This window comes from Pontivivens insulae (genome assembly GCF_900302495.1).
Classification (GTDB): Bacteria; Pseudomonadota; Alphaproteobacteria; order Rhodobacterales; family Rhodobacteraceae; genus Pontivivens; species Pontivivens insulae.
The window spans coordinates 392883-409687 of the sequence record NZ_OMKW01000004.1 but is presented as its reverse complement, the minus strand read 5'-3'; the positions used below and the strand labels follow the sequence as shown (position 1 = coordinate 409687).

The following is a 16805-nucleotide window of genomic DNA, read 5'->3' as shown; positions in this document are numbered from 1 at the left end:
GGCGCGCTTCATTCTGAAAAGACTAGGTTTGCTGGCGGAAGCGGTGGGATTCGAACCCACGGTACGCTCTCACGCACGCTGGTTTTCAAGACCAGTGCCTTAAACCACTCGGCCACACTTCCGTCCTGCACACGCCTAACGGAAAATCACACCGAAGGTCCAGAGCCTGCGTGAGGCTTTCCCCCCGAAGCGCGGTGCTGTAGCATGCCGCAAAACGAGGTGCTGACGGCAGAGCGGCGCCCGATGAGGCAAAGCAACAAGATTTTGACCGTGAGGGAACAGGCAGCATGACGGTTCGCGTAAAGGCGCTTGGCGCAATACTGGCATCCACTTTCGTACTCACCGCCTGCGAGCAGACGGCCAACACCGAGCCAACGGCGAGCGGCGCGGACGGTCCCGTAGATACGACCGTCACGACACCTGTGACCAGTCTCGAACCGCAACTTGAACAACGCCCTGATATATTCGCCGTGCGTGACATGGCCGTCTGGGACGGTCGCCCGTCCCTTGGCGGCCCATGGGTGGCTCATCCAGATGTCAGCGCAGCCGAGCGGGTGGAGATCACCAACCTGTCAAACAATATCGTCACGTCCGCCGCACTGTTTCGCCGTGAGCGCGCATTGCCCGGACCACCGTTCCAGCTTTCCGCAGAAGCTGCGATTGCGCTCAACGTACCTGCTGGTGTGCCCGTGCAAGTCTCCGTCGTCGCCGTTCGGGAAGGTCTGGTGGAGGCAGTGGTCGTTCCTGCCCCGGTTGCACCTGTTGCAGAGGATGTGGTTGAGCCAGTGGCAGAGCCCGTTGAAGCTCCTTCCGAAATTGATCCCTCCACCCCGGTTGAAGCTGATGCGTCCGCCGAACCGGCCGAGACGCCCGCACCCGTCGTTGTCGAGGCGGTTGAGCCGGCGCAGGAACCCGCTGCGGCCCCGAACGCACCGGATCAGCCTTTCATGCAGGTGGGTATGTTTGGCGTCGCCGCGAATGCAGAAGCGCTCGTCACACGCCTGACCGAAGCGGGTCTTCCCGCCTCTGGACGCCCTGCAGGCTCACTAACGCGCGTTGTCGTTGGTCCAGCCGCCTCGACCCAGGAGCTGGCGACCTATCGCGACCGTCTGCGCGCGCTTGGCTTCTCGGATTCCATCGCTATTTCCCTCCAGTGACGGGAGACGACATGATCAATACCTTTCGCCACATCGCCTTTGCCCTCGCCCTTGGCGCGGCATCGGCCAGCGCGCAAACCATCGACACGGCCGCGACCACCGCGCTGATCGTGGACTATGACACCGGCGCAGTCCTGCTGGAACGCAACGCAGACACGCCGATCCCGCCTGCCTCGATGTCAAAGCTGATGACACTCAACATGCTGTTTGAGGCGGTGCAGGACGGCCGCGTTGGCCTCGACACTGTTTTTCCGGTCAGCGAAAACGCGCACGGTTTTGGCGGCTCCACCATGTTCCTTGAAACCCGCCATGATCCCACGGTCGAAGATCTGATCAGGGGTATCGTGGTCTTGTCGGGCAATGATGCGTGCATCGTCGTGGCCGAGCATCTTGCCGGGTCAGAAACGGCCTTTGCAGATCGCATGACGATCCGCGCCCGTGAATTGGGGATGATGGATTCCACCTTTGCCAATGCGACCGGCTGGCCGCATCCCGATCACAGGATGAGCGGCCGGGACCTCGTCTTTATCGGACGCCGGATGATTGATGAGTTTGGGGAGTTCTATCCCTATTTCGCCGAACAGGAATTCACCTGGAACGACATCACGCAGCCCAACAGGAACCCGCTTCTTGGGGCCGGGATCGGTGGTGACGGTCTGAAGACCGGTCATACCGAGGAAGCAGGCTTCGGCCTTGTCGGCTCAGCCGAACAGGATGGTCGTCGCATCGTCTTCGTGATTTCGGGGCTCGACAGCTCATCCGCCCGGACTACCGAGTCAGAACGTCTGACCCGCTGGGCCTTTCGGGAATTCGAGAATGTCACCTTCTTCGATGCGGGCGAGACGGTCGCGCAGGCAGAAATCTGGTTGGGCGAGACCGACACCGTGCCCCTCGTCGCCGCAAACAGTGTCATGGCGACACTTCCCCGCGGACAGGTCGACGGTGCTGTTGCGCGCGTCTCCTATGACGGCCCGGTTGAAGCGCCCATCGCAGCAGGCGATCACATCGCCGACCTGATCATCACCACCTCCGAAGATGTTGGAGACATCGTCGTACCCCTCGTCGCGGGTGCCGATGTGGCCGAGGGTGGCGCGATGGTACGGGTGATGACTTCCGCCAGAATGATGGCAGGCCGCGCCCTTGGCAGCATATTCGGCTCTGACTAAGCGGACATGTTCATCACGTTCGAGGGCATTGACGGCTCAGGAAAGTCAACGCAGGCCCGCAGGCTGGCCACGCATCTGGAACAGTCCGGTCGTGATATTGTGCTCACCCGCGAACCGGGCGGCTCTGCGGGAGCGGAGGAAATCCGCAGGCTTTTGGTCGAAGGCGATCCGGGCCGCTGGTCGGCAGAGACGGAAATCCTGCTCTTCACCGCAGCGCGTCGCGATCATTTGGAGCGGACGATCCGGCCCGCCCTTGAAGCTGGTAAGACCGTGATCTCTGACCGTTTTGCTGACAGCACGCGGGTCTACCAGGGTGCGACCCGTGGCGATCTGCGCGCGGTCGTTGATGCCCTGCATGCCCAGATGATCGGGATGGAGCCTGACCTGACACTCATCATCGACATGGACCCTGATGAAGCCCTGGCCCGTGGCCTCGCCCGACGCTCCGGCGAAGATCGGTTCGAGGATATGGGCGCCTCTTTCCAACACCGCCTTCACGCAGGCTTTCGGGCACTGGCCGCCGATTTCCCCAACAGATGCCGCCTGATCGACGGAAACAGATCCGTGGATGATGTGGCAACCGACGTCCTGCAGGCAATTCGATGAGTGATGACGCGCTTCCCGAACCAGATCGGATCGAGGGTGTCCCCCATCCACGGCACACAGCATCCCTGCATGGTCACGGGTCGCAGGAAGCAGAGTTTCTGGCCGCGCATCACAGTGGAAAATTGCATCACGCCTGGATGCTCACCGGGCCACGGGGCGTCGGAAAGGCCACGCTCGCCTGGCGCATAGCGCGATGGCTGATCGCGCAACCGGCAGACGCGGGGCCTGCGTTGTTCGGGGCGGAGGAAACTCCGCCGGCCGATACGCTCTATTTGGATGCTGAGTATCCCGTCTTTCGGCGTGTAGCAGCCCTCTCAGAACCACGCGTCACGGTCCTGCGCCGTCCCTATGACGACAAGGCCAAGCGGCTGAAAACGGCGATCACCGTGGACGAGGTGCGCAAGCTCAAATCCTTCTTTGCGATGTCCTCGGCAGATGGCGGCTGGCGCGTCGCAATCATCGACGCGATGGATGAATTGAACGTGCCTGCGCAAAACGCCTTGCTGAAGTTGTTGGAGGAACCACCCGCCCGTGTGCTGTTCCTATTGGTGACCCACCAGCCCGGACGCCTGCTGCCTACCATCCGCTCTCGCTGTCGCACCCTGCGCTTGGGCGAATTGGCGCAGGCCGATCTGGACAGTGCCATGACCGATGCCGGGGCACCTCCTGGCGCGGAAGCAGCCGCGCTCGCCTCCCTCTCCGCCGGGTCTGTTGGTGAGGCCGTGCGGGTGCTGGCCGATGAGGGGGTGACACTTTATGCCAACCTGCTGACATTGTTGTCGGGTGTCCCGAAATTAGACCGGGTTGGTTTGTCGCGCATCGCAGAAAGCTGTGCTGGCAAAGGCGCTGAGGGCCGTTACGATTTGACCGTCCGACTGACCTTCCTGCTCCTCGCCCGTCTCGCCCGTGCGGGTGCCACCGGTCGGGTTGCACCAACCCCTTTCGAAGGTGAGGCAGAGCTGCTCGCCCGCCTTGCCCCCAGTCCCGAAAGCGGTCGCGCATGGGCGGAGTTGAGCGATCAATTGCGCGCACGGATCGGACATGCGCGCGCGGTCAATCTTGACCCGGCGCAGGTGATGCTCGATAGCTTCCTCAGGATTGACGCCACCGCGCGCAAGGTGGCCTGAGAGGACGCGCATGCCCCGCTTGACCGACAGCCATTGTCATCTGGATTTTCCCGATTTCGACGAAACACGCGATCAGGTCGTGGCTGACGCCGTGGCGGCAGGTGTGGAACGGATGGTCACCATCTGTACAAAGCGGGCTGGCCTGGCAAATGTCGAAACGATTTCCGCGACTTATCCAGCGGTTTGGCATGCGTTCGGCATTCATCCCATGCGCGTTGCAGAAGAGCCGATCATCACTGTTGAAGAATTGGTCAACGCGGCTCAAAACCCGCGAATGGTCGGGATTGGAGAGACGGGGCTCGACTATCACTACACCGAGGAAAGCAAGGCAGATCAGCAGGTTAGCCTTCGCCTTCACATCGAGGCATGCCGCAAGACCGGCCTGCCGCTGATCATCCACAGTCGCGATGCGGATGAGGACATGGCGGCCATTCTGACAGAGGAACATGCCAAGGGCGCGTTCAACTGCGTCATGCACTGCTTTTCCAGCAGCCGGGCCCTTGCTGAAACGGCGCTTGGGCTGGGATTTTACCTGTCGATGTCTGGCATCGTGACCTTCCGCAAGTCACAGGAATTGCGGGATATTTTCGCAGATGCCCCCCTGGATCGCATCCTTGTGGAGACCGACAGCCCCTACCTTGCGCCGACGCCGCACAGGGGCAAGCGGAACGAACCTGCATTCACTGCGCATACCGCTGCCATGGGGGCCGAGATTTTCGGCGTCGAGCCTGACACTTTCGCCGCCGCGACCGAGGCGAATTTCGAGCGTCTCTTTCCACGGGTGAAGGGGTGATCTGGTGAAAAATGCCTGTGCACAACCCGTACACAAAGCGTGCACAACCCGTGCACCGTTTTTTGTGCCGGAGGCTCGCTGATGGCACGGCTCGTCCTGACCATTCTGGGCTGCGGATCGTCCGGCGGCGTGCCCCGTCTGGGTGGGCACTGGGGCGCCTGCGACCCGGCTGAGCCGAAAAACCGGCGGCGGCGCTGCTCCCTTCTGGTGGAGCGTTTCGAGGGTGAGGCCGTCACCAGAGTGTTGGTCGACACGTCGCCAGACATGCGGGCACAGTTGCTCGATGCGGAGGTCGGCGTGCTGGACGGTGTTGTCTACACCCATGAGCATGCGGACCATGTGCACGGCCTGGACGATCTGCGGATGATCGTCTTCAACACCCGCAAGCGTCTTCCGGTCTGGGCCGATGAGCGGACCCGGCGCGCGCTGATCGACCGGTTCGGTTATGCGTTTGTGCAACCGGAGGGAAGTTCCTATCCACCCATTCTGGACCTGCATCCGATGGATGAGCCGATCACGATAGACGGCCCCGGCGGGCCGATCCCGTTTGCACCCTTCCCGGTGAAACATGGCGGGATCGTCGCACAAGGGCTGCGCATCGGGGATTGCGCCTATCTGCCCGATGTCTCTGACATGACTGATGCGGCCTGGGCGGCTGTGGAAGGGCTTGATTGCTGGATCGTGGACGCGCTGCGCTATACCCCGCATCCCAGCCATTCGCACCTTGAAAAAACGCTGGAGTGGATTGCACGCGCCGCGCCGAAACGTGCGGTGATCACGAATATGCATGTCGATATCGATTATCGGACGGTATCAGCGGAACTGCCCGAAGGCGTCACGCCCGCCTTTGACATGATGCGAATCGAGGCGGAGCTTTGATCCCCTGCTCCAAACGTAGGGCCGACCGCGCGCTGCGTATTTGGAGAAAGATGGCGACGCGATGCTGACAGTTCTGACGGTCGTCATCCCGGTCTTCATGATCATTGGTGCCGGATATGTGGCTGTGCGCCTGAAGCTGTTTGCCGACGCCTATGTCGACGGGCTGATGGTCTATACGCAGAGCTTTGCCATTCCCTGTCTGCTGTTTGCGGCTTTGGCCCGGCTGGATCTGGGGGCCGTGTTCGATTGGCGGCTGCTGGTCAGCTTTTACAGTGGGGCTACGACCTGCTTCGTCCTTGGCATATTGGGCGCGCGCTATTTGTTTGGCCGACGACCGGGTGAGTCTGTGGCGATCGGGTTCGGGGCGCTGTTCTCGAACTCTGTCCTGTTGGGCCTGCCGATCACGGAACGGGCCTATGGGGTGGAGGCGCTGGCCTCCAATTTCGGGATCATCGCGATCCATGCGCCGTTTTGCTATTTGCTGGGCATCACAGCGATGGAGTTCAGCCGCGCAGACGGGCGTGGACCGGCTGCGACGGCAGCGGCCGTCACACGGGCGATGTTTCGAAATGCACTGATGATCGGATTGATGCTGGGCTTCATCGTCAATCTGAGCGGAGTTGCCCTGCCTGACCCGGTTTGGGCGGCGGTCGATATGGTGCGCGCCTCGGCCCTGCCTGCGGCGCTGTTCGGATTGGGGGGGATACTGACCCGCTATGCCCTGTCGGACAAGATCGCCCAAGCGGGCATGGTGACCGGCCTGTCGCTGGTCCTGCATCCGAGCATCGCCTGGATTCTGTCCGTATATGTCTTTGAACTGCCAATCGAATTCATCCGCTCTGCCGTCCTGACAGCGGCAATGGCGCCTGGCGTGAATGCCTATGTCTTTGCCAATATGTATGATCGCGGAAAGGGCGTGGCCGCCAACACGGTTCTGATTGCGACAGCCCTATCCGTTGTCAGCGTCAGCCTGTGGCTGATCGCGCTCTCGACCCTCGAAATGTAGCAGGTTGGACAGGCGGCTGAGGTCGCCTGCGCGCAGCAGGCCGCAATTGTCCCCGCCGGTGAAGCAGAAGTCGTAAGACCCCATGTCCAGGTTAAGGGCCATGTCAGGGGCACACGAAGCCTGTAGCGCCTCTGCCGCCGCATAGAGCGTGAGCGCGCCATCGCTTTGCCACAGGCCCAGTCCTGCCTCGGTCTGGAACAGGATGCGGCGGATGAAACGCGGGGCGTCTTCCACATCCGTCAGGTCAAGCGCGCCGTCCGTGATCAGCAGATGCGATTGAAGGATGCCCGTCCCCTCAACTGAAGCGCGGGAAAGATAGCCTTGCCGCCCCTCCAACGTGTCGATCCCCACGCGGTCCCGCCGGGTGATCGTGGCGTGTCCCTGCGCATCAATCACCAGCGCCCCATCCATGCGGGCACCGTTGCGCGAGATGACCTCCCCCTCGCGGATAATGAAGCCGACGGGCAGATGACCGCCATTCTGCCGGGTTTCCGTTCCGGTATAGGCTCCGGTCACGGTGGTGCCTTCGGACAGGTCGAGCCGGTCCAGATCATCGGGCAGGATCCGCAAGGTCACCACGGGATCGGGGTCGAAAAAGAAAACCCCCGGCGCGGTACAGGCCAGCGCCGGGGAGGATGAGATCAGCAGAGCTGCAAGGGCAGATCTGAACAAGGGGTGTCCTCCGGATAGGTCAGCCCGGCGACATGCCGCGCAGGCGTTCTGACCGGCGGCGCAACAGCTCCACCGTGGTCAGAAGCAGGATCGAGATGACCACAAGGATGGTGGCAACCGCAAGGATTGTCGGGCTGATCTGCTCTCGCAATCCGGTGAACATCTGCCAGGGCAACGTCTGCTGCGAGGCCGATCCGATGAAGATCACCACGACAACCTCATCAAACGAAGTGATGAAGGCGAAGAGACCACCAGAGATCACACCGGGCAGGATCAACGGCATCTGCACCTTGAAGAAGGTCGTCACCGGGTTCGCGCCCATATTGGCGGCCGCGCGGGTCAGCGAGTGGTCAAAGCCCACCAGCGTGGCCGTGACAGTGATGATCACGAAGGGAATGCCAAGGGCCGCGTGCGCCAGGATAATCTTGATGTAACCCACGAAATCCTGGCTGAGGCCGAACGTATCTTCCAGAAAATTGCCCATCGCCGAGTAGAAGAAGAACATACCCGTCGCCGAGATGATCAACGGCACGATCATCGGAGAGATCAGGATCGCCATGATCGCACGGCGGAACGGCACGTGGCTCTGGCTGAGGCCGATGGCTGCGAGCGTTCCGAACACCACCGCCAGGATCGTGGCGATCGGGGCGATAATGAAGGAGTTGCGCAACGCGGCCTGCCAGCCGTCATCGGTGAAGAAATCCTCGTAGTGTTTGAGGCTGTAGCCTTCAGGATCAAGGCGCAGCATTTCCGGCGTGAAGGTGAAGAAATCCGTCGCGTTGAAGCTGAGCGGGATGATCACCAGGATCGGAATGATCAGGAACGCGAAGATCAGGCCGCAAATCACACGGAACGAGTAATACCAGACCCTTTGGCCGGTGGAGGCATATGCAGGAAGGCTCATGGTTCTTATCCCAGCTTCACGTTGTCGATGCCGACCATGCGGTCGTAGATCCAGTAGAGCACCATGACGAGGGCCAGCAGGATCGTGGCGAGTGCGGCCGCAAGGCCCCAGTTCAGGCTCGACGAGATGTGGTAGTAAATGCGGTTCGAGATGAATGTTCCGTCGGTCCCGCCAACCAGTTCCGGCGTGATGTAGTAACCGATGGCGAGGATGAAGACGAGGATTGCACCCGCACCGATGCCCGGCACACTTTGCGGGAAATAGACCCGCCAGAAGGCCGTCCAATCCGTTGCACCCAGCGATTTGGCAGCCCGCACATAGGAGGGCGGGATTGTCTTCATCACTGAATAGAGCGGCAGGATCATGAAGGGCAGCAGGATATGCGTCATCGCAATCACGGTACCGGTCGCGTTGTTTATGAGGGCAAGCCTGTTGTCATCGGCCACCAGCCCAATCCAAACGAGGATGTCGTTGATCACACCTTGCTGTTGCAGCAGCACCTTCCAGGCCGACGTTCTGACCAGAAGTGAGGTCCAGAAGGGCAGCAAGACCAGGATCAGCAGGAGGTTTGCGGATTTCGCCGGCAGGTTCGAGAGCAGCCAAGCAATCGGATAGCCCAAGATGAGACAGGTGAAGGTGATCGTGACCGACAGGATGATCGTGCGCACGAAGAGCTTCACATAGATGGCCGAGAAGTCGGGCACGCTCTCGATCCCGTCGGGGGTGCGTTGCAGGTCAACGGCGGCCAGGAAGTAGCCCGCCGTCACAGTGTCGGAATTGCTCTGAATCGTGAACCAGACCTCCGGATCCAGCCAATCCTCATCAATATCCGCAAATTGCGGGGCCAGCGGCTCTTCCAGATCGAAGCGGCCAAGGCGACGCTCGTTCGTCTTGCGGAACAGCGAGGACATGCCCGACATTTCGTAGTTCAGGCGGGAACCGAGGCGTGTGTGGATCTTCTGTTCGGTCGCGATGAGCATGTCTTCATAGAGCTGCTCGAACACCGCCTCGCCCGGTGGTGCGCCACCCTCGACAAATTCCCAATCCTCCAGCGCCTGAACGGTGCGCGGGATGGTGGCAGAGACGATTTCGTTGTCCACCGACCGGAGCAGCATCTGCCCGATCGGGATCAGGAAGGTGATCAGGATGAACAGCAAGAGCGGCGCGATCAGCATCAGCGCGCGCATCTTCTGGCGGCGCAACGCACGCGCGAGGCTTTTCTTGAGCGGCGTGCCATCAGCGGCGAGAACCGGTCCGGTGTCCATGTCTGTCGAACTCATACATCTGCTCCTGTCGGGGCGGGTCGGTTTGTTGTTGGCTGAGCCTTCACCATGAAGCCTCAACGGCGCGGGCCCGGGCGACGATCTCATCATCGGTCGGGTCCTCGATATGGGTTGAAATCCACCAGAGATTTCCGGCGGGATCCTCGATGCCGCCATCGCGGTCACCGTAGAATTGATCTGTGACGGGCATGACGACCTTGCCGCCCGCAGCCTCTGCCTTGGCATAAGTTGCGTCCGCGTCGGGGACGTGGACATAGAGGAAGGCCGGACGGGTCATTTTCTCATCCCGCGCATCGCCCAGAAGAATACAACTGTCACCGATCACGATCTCCGCATTCCACAGATGCCCATCCGTCCGGTAGAGCGGTGGGCGCGCGAGTCTTGCGTCGAACACCTCTTGCGCGAACTCAACCACCCGCATCGCGTTCGGAACAACGATGAAAGGGGACACACGCGCACGGTGGGCGGCTTGCCAGTCTGGTCTTGCGTCATGCATCGGGAGAGAAGGCGTTGTGCTGGTCATCACGCCTCCTTTCGCGGTGCGTGTTGCGGGGTGAGGCCCCGGCGCGTGGCCGGGGCGTCGATCTTATTGCATGTCCCGGCCCGTGAGCCGGGACCGCAGGTCGTCTAGTCGGCCCCGGATCAGGTCCGGGGCAGGCTCCCAGCACTTGGCCGGGGCGTATGGTCCCAGATTACTGGAGCAGCCACGCCTGGAACTGCGCGTCGATGTCGTCGCGGTTATCCGCCCACCAGTCGTAGTTGAACAGGAAGGTGTTCACAGCGTTTGCAGGATCCGTCGGCATGTGCGGCGCCATGTCGATGCCAAGCTCTGCGTGCTGACCCACCAGCGGTGCGGAGGACGCACGTGCCGGGCCGTAGGAGATGTACTTCGCCTGGTCTGCGAGACGCTGCGTGTCGGTTGCGAAGGACAGGAAGTCGAGCGCGCGTGCCTCACGGTCCGCAGGCAGACCTGCTGGAATGATCCAACCATCGAGATCGAACATCTGCCAATCCCAGAGCATTGCGACCGGCTGGTTCTGCTCTTCGATCACGGAGAACAGGCGACCGTTATAGGTGGAGCCCAGAACGACTTCGCCATCTGCGAGCAGCTGGGGCGTTTCCGCACCTGCGGACCACCAAGTGACCATGTCCTTGATCTCGTCAAGCTTTGCGAAGGCGCGTGCAACACCCTCTTCGGTTTCGAGAACGTCGTAGACGTCCGCGATGTCGACGCCGTCACAGATCAGAGCCCACTCCATGTTGGCGATCGGGCGCTTTTCAAGCGAACGCTGGCCGGGGAAGTCGTCCATGTTCCAGACGTCGCAGACGGAAGTCGGCGCGTTGCCGTTCCATGCTTCGACATCGGTGCGGTAGCCGAATGTCGTGGAGTACACGATCTGAGGCACGAAGCAGTCGGAGACGATCAGGTCGCCGAAATCTTCGGAAGCAGGCGTGCCGTCCGGTGCGGCGGCCAGCATGTTGTCGTGGTCGATTTCGAGCGCGAGGCCCTCATCGCAAAGACGCATCGCGTCCGCCGCAACAACGTCCACCACATCCCAGGTGATGTTGTCGGCTTCTGCCATGGCGCGCAGGCGTGCAACAGCCTCAGCCGAGGATTCATCCCAGGTGAACTCGGTACCCGTCATCTCCGCGTAGGGGATGGAGTAGGCGTTCTGCTGAGAGGACTGATAAGCGCCCCCCCAGGAGACGACCGTCAGGCTGTCAGCCATGTGACCGTCCGCCTGAGCGATGGAAGCAAATGCGAGGGCAGAGGTTGCCCCAACCATCAATGACTTGAGTTTCATTACATATTCCCTGTGCCCGTGTTGACTTTGTTCCGCAGTGGACACGCCGGGCAGACGTTCCGGTGCGGTGTACGCCGCGCGGGGGCCAGCCCCACAGCGGCTATGCGATAAGATCAGCTAGCGTCGAGCGCGCGGGCGTCCATCGGAGCCCAGCCAATCTTGATTTTCTCACCCGGTTTCAGCTTGCGCTGATCGCCGGAATTGCGCGACTTGATCACGAACTGATCATTGCCCGCGACGCGCAGGCGCGTGCGGAAGATGTCACCCATATAGATCCACTCCAGCACCTCGGCGTCGATCAGATGCGCGTCGGCAGGCAAGCGCGTGTGGTCGATCTCGACCCGCTCTGGCCGGATGGAGATTGTGGTCTCTTCGCCGGGCTGTGTGACATTGACGGGGAACGCGCTGATCAGCTCCCCCGAATGCAAACGCACCTCTGCCACGTCGCCCTCGATCTTTTCGATGCGACCGCCGAGGGTGTTGTTCTCACCGATGAACTGCGCAACGAAGCTGTTTTCGGGACGCTCGTAGAGATCCTCTGGCGGGGCCAACTGCTGAATGCGGCCATCGTTGAAGACCGCAACCCGGTCGGACATGGTCAGCGCCTCGCCCTGATCGTGGGTCACGTAGACGACCGTGATGCCGAGCTGTTCGTGCAGGTGTTTGATCTCGAACTGCATATGCTCACGCAGCTGCTTGTCGAGCGCGCCGAGCGGTTCGTCCATCAGCACCAGTTCCGCATCGAAGACGAGCGCGCGGGCCAGTGCGATACGCTGTTGCTGCCCGCCGGAAAGCTGTGCGGGGCGGCGGCCGCCGAATGCGCCCATCTGGACCATGTCGAGGGCGCGCTTAACCTTGGCCTCACGCTCATCCTTGCCCATTTTGCGCACTTCAAGCGGGAAGGCGAGGTTCTCGGCCACCGTCATGTGCGGGAAGAGCGCGTAGTTCTGGAAGACCATGCCGATCCCGCGCTTGTGCGGCGGAATGTTGTTGATCGAAACGCCGTCGAGCTTGATCTCACCATGGGTGGCGCTTTCAAAACCGGCCAGCATCATCAGGCAGGTCGTCTTGCCCGAACCTGACGGCCCAAGCATGGTCAGAAACTCCCCCTTGCCGATGGAAAGGTTCAGGTCCTTCACCACGAGGTTTTCGCCATCGTAGCTTTTCTGCACCCGATCGAATGTTACGAACCCGTCATTCGCTGTCATATCCGACAAATACCTGCCCCTTTTGTCCCGTTCGTTCATGTGCGCAACCGCACAGTCCGTCATGTCGCGTGAAAGCTAACAATACGTCCTAGCGAAACGCAACGGTGGATCGGAAATGCGCCTAAATCCGAACGATCAGACCTGATTCACGACCGAAACCGGTATGTTGGGCTGCTCTTGGGGCGCTCAAAGACGATTTGACTGTTGATCGCGGAAGACCCAGAACCGATAGAGCGCGAAATTGAACACGGGCAGGACAAAGATGACGAGTGCGGCGCCAATCCTGTCCCCATAGCCTATGACGGGGGCCATTTTCGTGGTGGCCAGCCACGAGAATACCAACCCGAACACGATCACACCCAGAAAGCGGGCTTGTTGCCTGGAATCGCGCACAGAGGCGCGGAACGTCCAGACGGTCTGCATGACATATTGGAACAGAACGCCGCAGCAAAAGGCGATGACATTGGCCAGCCATGTGGGGACGAGCCAATACCGCAGGGCGAAGAACAAGCCTGCATAGATCAGCGCTACACCACCGCCCACGATCAGGAATCGGGCGAATCGTGCCGCTTCCGTCTGAAAAGATCGTGTGGTTTCAGAAGTGCCGTCTGACATGAGGCGGCAGACCTAAGCAGGTCCGCCGCCCCTGTCCAGTCACCCCGATAAGCCGCGCAGCGCCTGATAGGCCGCCTTATAGCGCTCATGCGCTGCGGCAAAGGCCGGAACCAGATCCGCCTGTGGTTGGATCGAGCGCGCGATCCGCGGTGGTGTCGCAAGCTCTGCCCCGGCTCCGTGCGCGGCCATCATACCCAACCGGGCCGCGCCGAAAGCACCGCCAAAGTCGCCATCTTCCGGCACGTCGATGATCAAGCCGGTGGCGTTCGCAAGGATCTGCAACCAATGGGTCGACAAAGAGCCGCCTCCGACGGCCGTGGCCCTTTCGAGCGTCGTTCCAGTTGCCGCGAGCGCATCGCGGCAATCAGCAAAGGCATAGGCCACGCCCTCCAACACTGCGCGGGTCAGGCTGGCCGTATCGGCGCCATGGGCAAGACCAACAAAAGCCCCGCGTATGGCCGCATCATTATGCGGTGTCCGCTCCCCCCCGAGATAGGGCAGAAAGATTGCGTCACCGGGGGCCTGGACCTCCTCCCCCAAAGCAAGGGTCAGCGCGGCGGCATTGCTGCCGACACCGCGGGCGAACCAGTTCAGCGCATCCGTCGCCGAAAGGATCACCCCCATCTGGTGCCACTGTCCGGGCAAGGCATGGCAAAAGCTATGCACCGCCGTGTCGGGGTCGGGCGCGTAGCTGTCAGTGGCGGCAAACAAGACACCGGAGGTGCCAAGGCTGAGGAAGGCCTGCCCCGCCTTGACGACACCCATGCCAATGGCCGAGGCCGCATTGTCCCCTGCCCCACCGGCGACAACCACATCTGATCGCATATTCCAACGATCAGCCAGCGCCGCACGGATCGTGCCGGACACATCTGCCCCCTCGACGAGCCGGGGCATGTGATCGCGGGACAGATCGGTCGCGCTCAAAAGATCATCAGACCAGTCGCGCGCCCCGGTGTCGAGCCAGCTGGTGCCCGCTGCATCCGACATCTCGGCCACATGCTCTCCGGTCAGCCAGAGACGCAAGTAATCCTTGGGCAAGAGCACTTTCGCGACCCGCGCAAAGATAGCGGGTTCATTGGCCCGCACCCATGCAAGCTTTGGTGCCGTGAAGCCGGGAAAGACGATATTGCCGGTGATCTGGCGGAAGCGAGGATCAGCATCCATCGCCGCCGCCTCGACATGAGAGCGGGTGTCATTCCAAAGGATGCAAGGTCGCAGCACGTCATCCGCCGCATCCAGCAAGGTCGCCCCATGCATCTGGCCGGAAAGACCAATGCCGCGAACCGCGCTTAGATCATTGCGGGCGGCCAAAGTGTCGAGCACATGGGTCGCCGCCTGCAACCACGTCGCCGGGGATTGCTCGGACCAGCCCGGGTGGGGCCGCTCCACACTGAGTGGAGCGGTGGCCTGATCGGCAAGCACCTGATCCTCGGTGAAAAGCACCCCCTTCAAACCGGAGGTGCCCAGATCGAGGCCCAGATACATCAGGCTGCCCTTTGCGGCTGTTTGCCCAGAATGATCATGCCAAGCACATCATCCTCGGTCACATCCTCGACGCGCTCAGTCCCGACAAGCTGGCCGTTCTTCATCACGCTGACACGATCGCACAGCTTGAAGACGTCCTGAATGTCATGGCTGATCAGGAAGATCCCGATGCCCTGCTTTTTCAACTCCTCGATCAGTTCGGCGACCATCTGTGTCTCATGCACACCGAGGGCGGCTGTCGGCTCATCCATGATGAGGATTTTGGCGTTGAAATAGACGGCGCGGGCAATGGCAACGGACTGACGCTGACCGCCAGAGAGCGCGGAGACGGGGGAGCCGAACTTTTTGAAGTTCGGGTTGAGCCGCGCCATGATCTTGCGCGTCTCCGCCTCCATCGCGTCATCGTTCACCATCCCGAAGGCGTTGGTGATCTCACGCCCCAAGAAGAGGTTCGAGGCCGCATCCAGATTGTCGGCCAGAGCGAGCGTCTGGTAGATCGTCTCGATATTGTTGGCGCGCGCATCACGGGGCGAGTTGATGGTGACGGGCGTGCCGTTCACCTTGATCTCACCGCTATCCGCTTTGTACGCGCCGGACAGGATCTTGATGAGCGTCGACTTGCCCGCGCCGTTGTGGCCCAGAAGGCCCACAACTTCACCCGGGTAGAGGTTCACACTGACATCATCGACCGCCTGCACACCACCAAAGGCGATGGACATGTTGTTCATCTCGACGAGAGGGGTTCCGGTATTCATGATCTCAACTCCTCTCAAAGACCCGCGCGGCGGCGATAGATGATGTCGACCCAAACGGCGAGCACCAGGACCGAGCCGACGACGATGTTCTGGAACGGTGCGTCCACGCCGACCATGGCCATGCCCGATTGGAGGGACTGCATGATAAGCGCACCAAGGATCGCGCCGTAAATCGTGCCGATACCACCCGCAAGCGCCGTGCCCCCGATGACAGCGGCCGCAATCACGCGCAGCTCATCGAGCGTGCCGATATCGTTCGAGTGGTTGGTCAGACGCGCCGAAGCGACAACGGCGGAAATCGCACAGAGCGCGCCCATGATGGCGAAGACCTTGACCGTCAGCATGCGTGTGTCGATGCCCGAAAGCTCTGCCGCGTCCGGGTTACCGCCGGTTGCGAAGATATAGCGGCCCAGACGGGTGCGCCGGGCAACCACGGTCATGACAATCGCAATCACGATCAGCAGCAGGACCGAGCCGGGCAGGCCGTAGCCCATCACGAGCCCCTCGGGCAGCACTTCGCCGCGCGCCTCGAACATCCGCTCAAGCCGACGCTCGGGGATGGTGTAGGCGTTCAAAACCCAGATGAAGGCGAGGATCGAGCCTGCGAAGATCACGCCGAGGCCAATCTCTGCGCCCATGGGCTTCACCGGGAAGCCGTGGGAGGCTTTCGCACGGCGGGACTGCGCGAGCAGCGCGATGGCGCCAATGGTCAGAACGATACCGATGATCCAGCTGACGGTCTCACCCAGCGTGCCGTTGATGCCACCGAAGATGGAAAAGGTGGGGTCGAGCGGGCCAATGGTCTGACCGCTGGTCATGTACCATGCCACGTTGCGCCAGACGAGCAGGCCGCCCAGCGTCACGATAAAGGCCGGGATCGTCAGGTAGCCGACCATCCAGCCCTGAAATGCACCGATTGCAGTGCCGACGATCAGGCCGCAGATGATCGTGATGATCCAGATGAACGGAGACCCCAGGCCCAGCAGGTCGGGCAGGAACTGCGTTTGCAGCATGGCCATGGCAGCCGAACAGACGGCCAGAAGCGATCCGACAGACAGGTCGATATGGCGGGTGACGATCACAAAGACCATGCCGGTGGCCATGATCGCCACGGAAACGGTCTGGATCGTCAGGTTGAAAATGTTGCGCGGTGTCAGGAAGCGGCCATCCGTGAAGGCGGCAAATGCGATCCAGATCACAAAGAGTGCGGCAATCATGCCGACAAGGCGCATGTCGAGACCCAGTGCGGCAAAGCCTTTGGGCTGTGGTGGGGCGGCGGGGGTTCCGGCCGTTTCTGCGGTGCCTGACTGACTCATCGTCGTACGTGTCCCTAAACTATACGCA

Annotated in this window: 16 protein-coding genes, 1 tRNA gene and 1 pseudogene; 7 read left to right on the top strand and 11 right to left on the bottom strand. The window is 61.4% G+C overall.

Going from position 1 to position 16805, the window contains the following annotated elements; genetic code table 11:
• Positions 1–32: 32 nt before the first annotated feature.
• Positions 33–122: transfer RNA gene (locus POI8812_RS16075), tRNA-Ser, on the bottom strand.
• A 165-nt stretch (positions 123–287) separates the two neighbouring features.
• On the opposite strand from POI8812_RS16075, the gene POI8812_RS16070 reads away from it, so the two are divergent.
• The 7 genes from POI8812_RS16070 (at position 288) to POI8812_RS16040 (ending at position 6734) form a co-directional block, all read left to right on the top strand.
• Positions 288–1157 (top strand): SPOR domain-containing protein, encoded by an 870-nt coding sequence (locus POI8812_RS16070; RefSeq protein ID WP_108783614.1) that lies wholly within the window; start codon positions 288–290, stop codon positions 1155–1157.
• Between the two features lie 11 nt (positions 1158–1168).
• Positions 1169–2323: a D-alanyl-D-alanine carboxypeptidase family protein gene (locus POI8812_RS16065; RefSeq protein ID WP_108783613.1), complete on the top strand. Its 1155-nt coding sequence runs from the start codon at positions 1169–1171 to the stop codon at positions 2321–2323.
• 6 nt (positions 2324–2329) lie between these two features.
• Positions 2330–2929, top strand: coding sequence for a dTMP kinase (gene tmk / locus POI8812_RS16060; RefSeq protein ID WP_108783612.1), 600 nt, complete (start codon positions 2330–2332; stop codon positions 2927–2929).
• Complete coding sequence (locus tag POI8812_RS16055; protein WP_108783611.1) at positions 2926–4056, top strand: DNA polymerase III subunit delta'; 1131 nt, start codon at positions 2926–2928, stop codon at positions 4054–4056. The genes tmk and POI8812_RS16055 overlap by 4 nt, the downstream gene beginning before the upstream one ends.
• A gap of 10 nt (positions 4057–4066) precedes the next feature.
• Entirely contained in the window at positions 4067–4849 is a 783-nt protein-coding gene (locus POI8812_RS16050) for a TatD family hydrolase (RefSeq protein WP_108783610.1), read from the top strand.
• Between the two features lie 81 nt (positions 4850–4930).
• Positions 4931–5728 carry an MBL fold metallo-hydrolase gene (locus tag POI8812_RS16045; protein WP_108783609.1) on the top strand — a complete coding sequence of 266 codons (798 nt, stop codon included), beginning with the start codon at positions 4931–4933 and terminating at the stop codon, positions 5726–5728.
• Positions 5729–5789: 61 nt separating this feature from the next.
• Positions 5790–6734, top strand: coding sequence for an AEC family transporter (locus POI8812_RS16040; RefSeq protein ID WP_108783608.1), 945 nt, complete (start codon positions 5790–5792; stop codon positions 6732–6734).
• Here the strand turns inward: POI8812_RS16040 and POI8812_RS16035 are convergent.
• The 10 genes and pseudogenes from POI8812_RS16035 to POI8812_RS15990 form a co-directional block, all read right to left on the bottom strand.
• A complete protein-coding gene (locus POI8812_RS16035; RefSeq protein ID WP_108783607.1) occupies positions 6678–7406 on the bottom strand; it encodes a hypothetical protein in 729 nt (242 codons plus the stop codon). The two genes, POI8812_RS16040 and POI8812_RS16035, sit on opposite strands and share 57 nt — an antisense overlap.
• Before the next feature lie 19 nt (positions 7407–7425).
• Positions 7426–8304, bottom strand: a pseudogene (locus tag POI8812_RS16030) (ABC transporter permease); the annotation flags it as partial.
• 11 nt (positions 8305–8315) lie between these two features.
• Entirely contained in the window at positions 8316–9590 is a 1275-nt protein-coding gene (locus POI8812_RS16025; protein WP_108783605.1) for an ABC transporter permease, read from the bottom strand.
• A gap of 46 nt (positions 9591–9636) precedes the next feature.
• A complete protein-coding gene (locus tag POI8812_RS16020) occupies positions 9637–10116 on the bottom strand; it encodes a VOC family protein (protein ID WP_108783604.1) in 480 nt (159 codons plus the stop codon).
• A gap of 169 nt (positions 10117–10285) precedes the next feature.
• A complete protein-coding gene (locus POI8812_RS16015; protein WP_108783603.1) occupies positions 10286–11398 on the bottom strand; it encodes an extracellular solute-binding protein in 1113 nt (370 codons plus the stop codon).
• 113 nt (positions 11399–11511) lie between these two features.
• Positions 11512–12606 carry an ABC transporter ATP-binding protein gene (locus POI8812_RS16010; protein ID WP_108783602.1) on the bottom strand — a complete coding sequence of 365 codons (1095 nt, stop codon included), beginning with the start codon at positions 12604–12606 and terminating at the stop codon, positions 11512–11514.
• Positions 12607–12792: 186 nt separating this feature from the next.
• Entirely contained in the window at positions 12793–13221 is a 429-nt protein-coding gene (locus POI8812_RS16005; RefSeq protein WP_108783601.1) for a GtrA family protein, read from the bottom strand.
• 39 nt (positions 13222–13260) lie between these two features.
• Positions 13261–14706: a xylulokinase gene (gene xylB, locus POI8812_RS16000; RefSeq protein ID WP_108783600.1), complete on the bottom strand. Its 1446-nt coding sequence runs from the start codon at positions 14704–14706 to the stop codon at positions 13261–13263.
• Positions 14706–15461, bottom strand: a complete 756-nt coding sequence (locus POI8812_RS15995; protein WP_211310417.1) for an ATP-binding cassette domain-containing protein — start codon at positions 15459–15461, stop codon at positions 14706–14708. Before POI8812_RS15995 ends, xylB begins: the two co-directional genes overlap by 1 nt.
• 14 nt (positions 15462–15475) lie before the next feature.
• A complete protein-coding gene (locus POI8812_RS15990) occupies positions 15476–16777 on the bottom strand; it encodes a sugar ABC transporter permease (RefSeq protein ID WP_108783599.1) in 1302 nt (433 codons plus the stop codon).
• Positions 16778–16805: the final 28 nt, after the last annotated feature.

What these genes read in the sequence shown, in the direction of transcription:
- POI8812_RS16070 (WP_108783614.1), top strand. Translation starts at nt 288, where the DNA reads ATGACGGTTCGCGTAAAGGCGCTTGGCGCAATACTGGCATCCACTTTC.
- POI8812_RS16065 (WP_108783613.1), top strand. Translation starts at nt 1,169, where the DNA reads ATGATCAATACCTTTCGCCACATCGCCTTTGCCCTCGCCCTTGGCGCG.
- tmk (WP_108783612.1), top strand. Translation starts at nt 2,330, where the DNA reads ATGTTCATCACGTTCGAGGGCATTGACGGCTCAGGAAAGTCAACGCAG.
- POI8812_RS16055 (WP_108783611.1), top strand. Translation starts at nt 2,926, where the DNA reads ATGAGTGATGACGCGCTTCCCGAACCAGATCGGATCGAGGGTGTCCCC.
- POI8812_RS16050 (WP_108783610.1), top strand. Translation starts at nt 4,067, where the DNA reads ATGCCCCGCTTGACCGACAGCCATTGTCATCTGGATTTTCCCGATTTC.
- POI8812_RS16045 (WP_108783609.1), top strand. Translation starts at nt 4,931, where the DNA reads ATGGCACGGCTCGTCCTGACCATTCTGGGCTGCGGATCGTCCGGCGGC.
- POI8812_RS16040 (WP_108783608.1), top strand. Translation starts at nt 5,790, where the DNA reads ATGCTGACAGTTCTGACGGTCGTCATCCCGGTCTTCATGATCATTGGT.
- POI8812_RS16025 (WP_108783605.1), bottom strand. Translation starts at nt 9,590, where the DNA reads ATGAGTTCGACAGACATGGACACCGGACCGGTTCTCGCCGCTGATGGC.
- POI8812_RS16020 (WP_108783604.1), bottom strand. Translation starts at nt 10,116, where the DNA reads ATGACCAGCACAACGCCTTCTCTCCCGATGCATGACGCAAGACCAGAC.
- POI8812_RS16015 (WP_108783603.1), bottom strand. Translation starts at nt 11,398, where the DNA reads ATGAAACTCAAGTCATTGATGGTTGGGGCAACCTCTGCCCTCGCATTT.
- POI8812_RS16010 (WP_108783602.1), bottom strand. Translation starts at nt 12,606, where the DNA reads ATGACAGCGAATGACGGGTTCGTAACATTCGATCGGGTGCAGAAAAGC.
- POI8812_RS16005 (WP_108783601.1), bottom strand. Translation starts at nt 13,221, where the DNA reads ATGTCAGACGGCACTTCTGAAACCACACGATCTTTTCAGACGGAAGCG.
- xylB (WP_108783600.1), bottom strand. Translation starts at nt 14,706, where the DNA reads ATGTATCTGGGCCTCGATCTGGGCACCTCCGGTTTGAAGGGGGTGCTT.
- POI8812_RS15995 (WP_211310417.1), bottom strand. Translation starts at nt 15,461, where the DNA reads ATGAATACCGGAACCCCTCTCGTCGAGATGAACAACATGTCCATCGCC.
- POI8812_RS15990 (WP_108783599.1), bottom strand. Translation starts at nt 16,777, where the DNA reads ATGAGTCAGTCAGGCACCGCAGAAACGGCCGGAACCCCCGCCGCCCCA.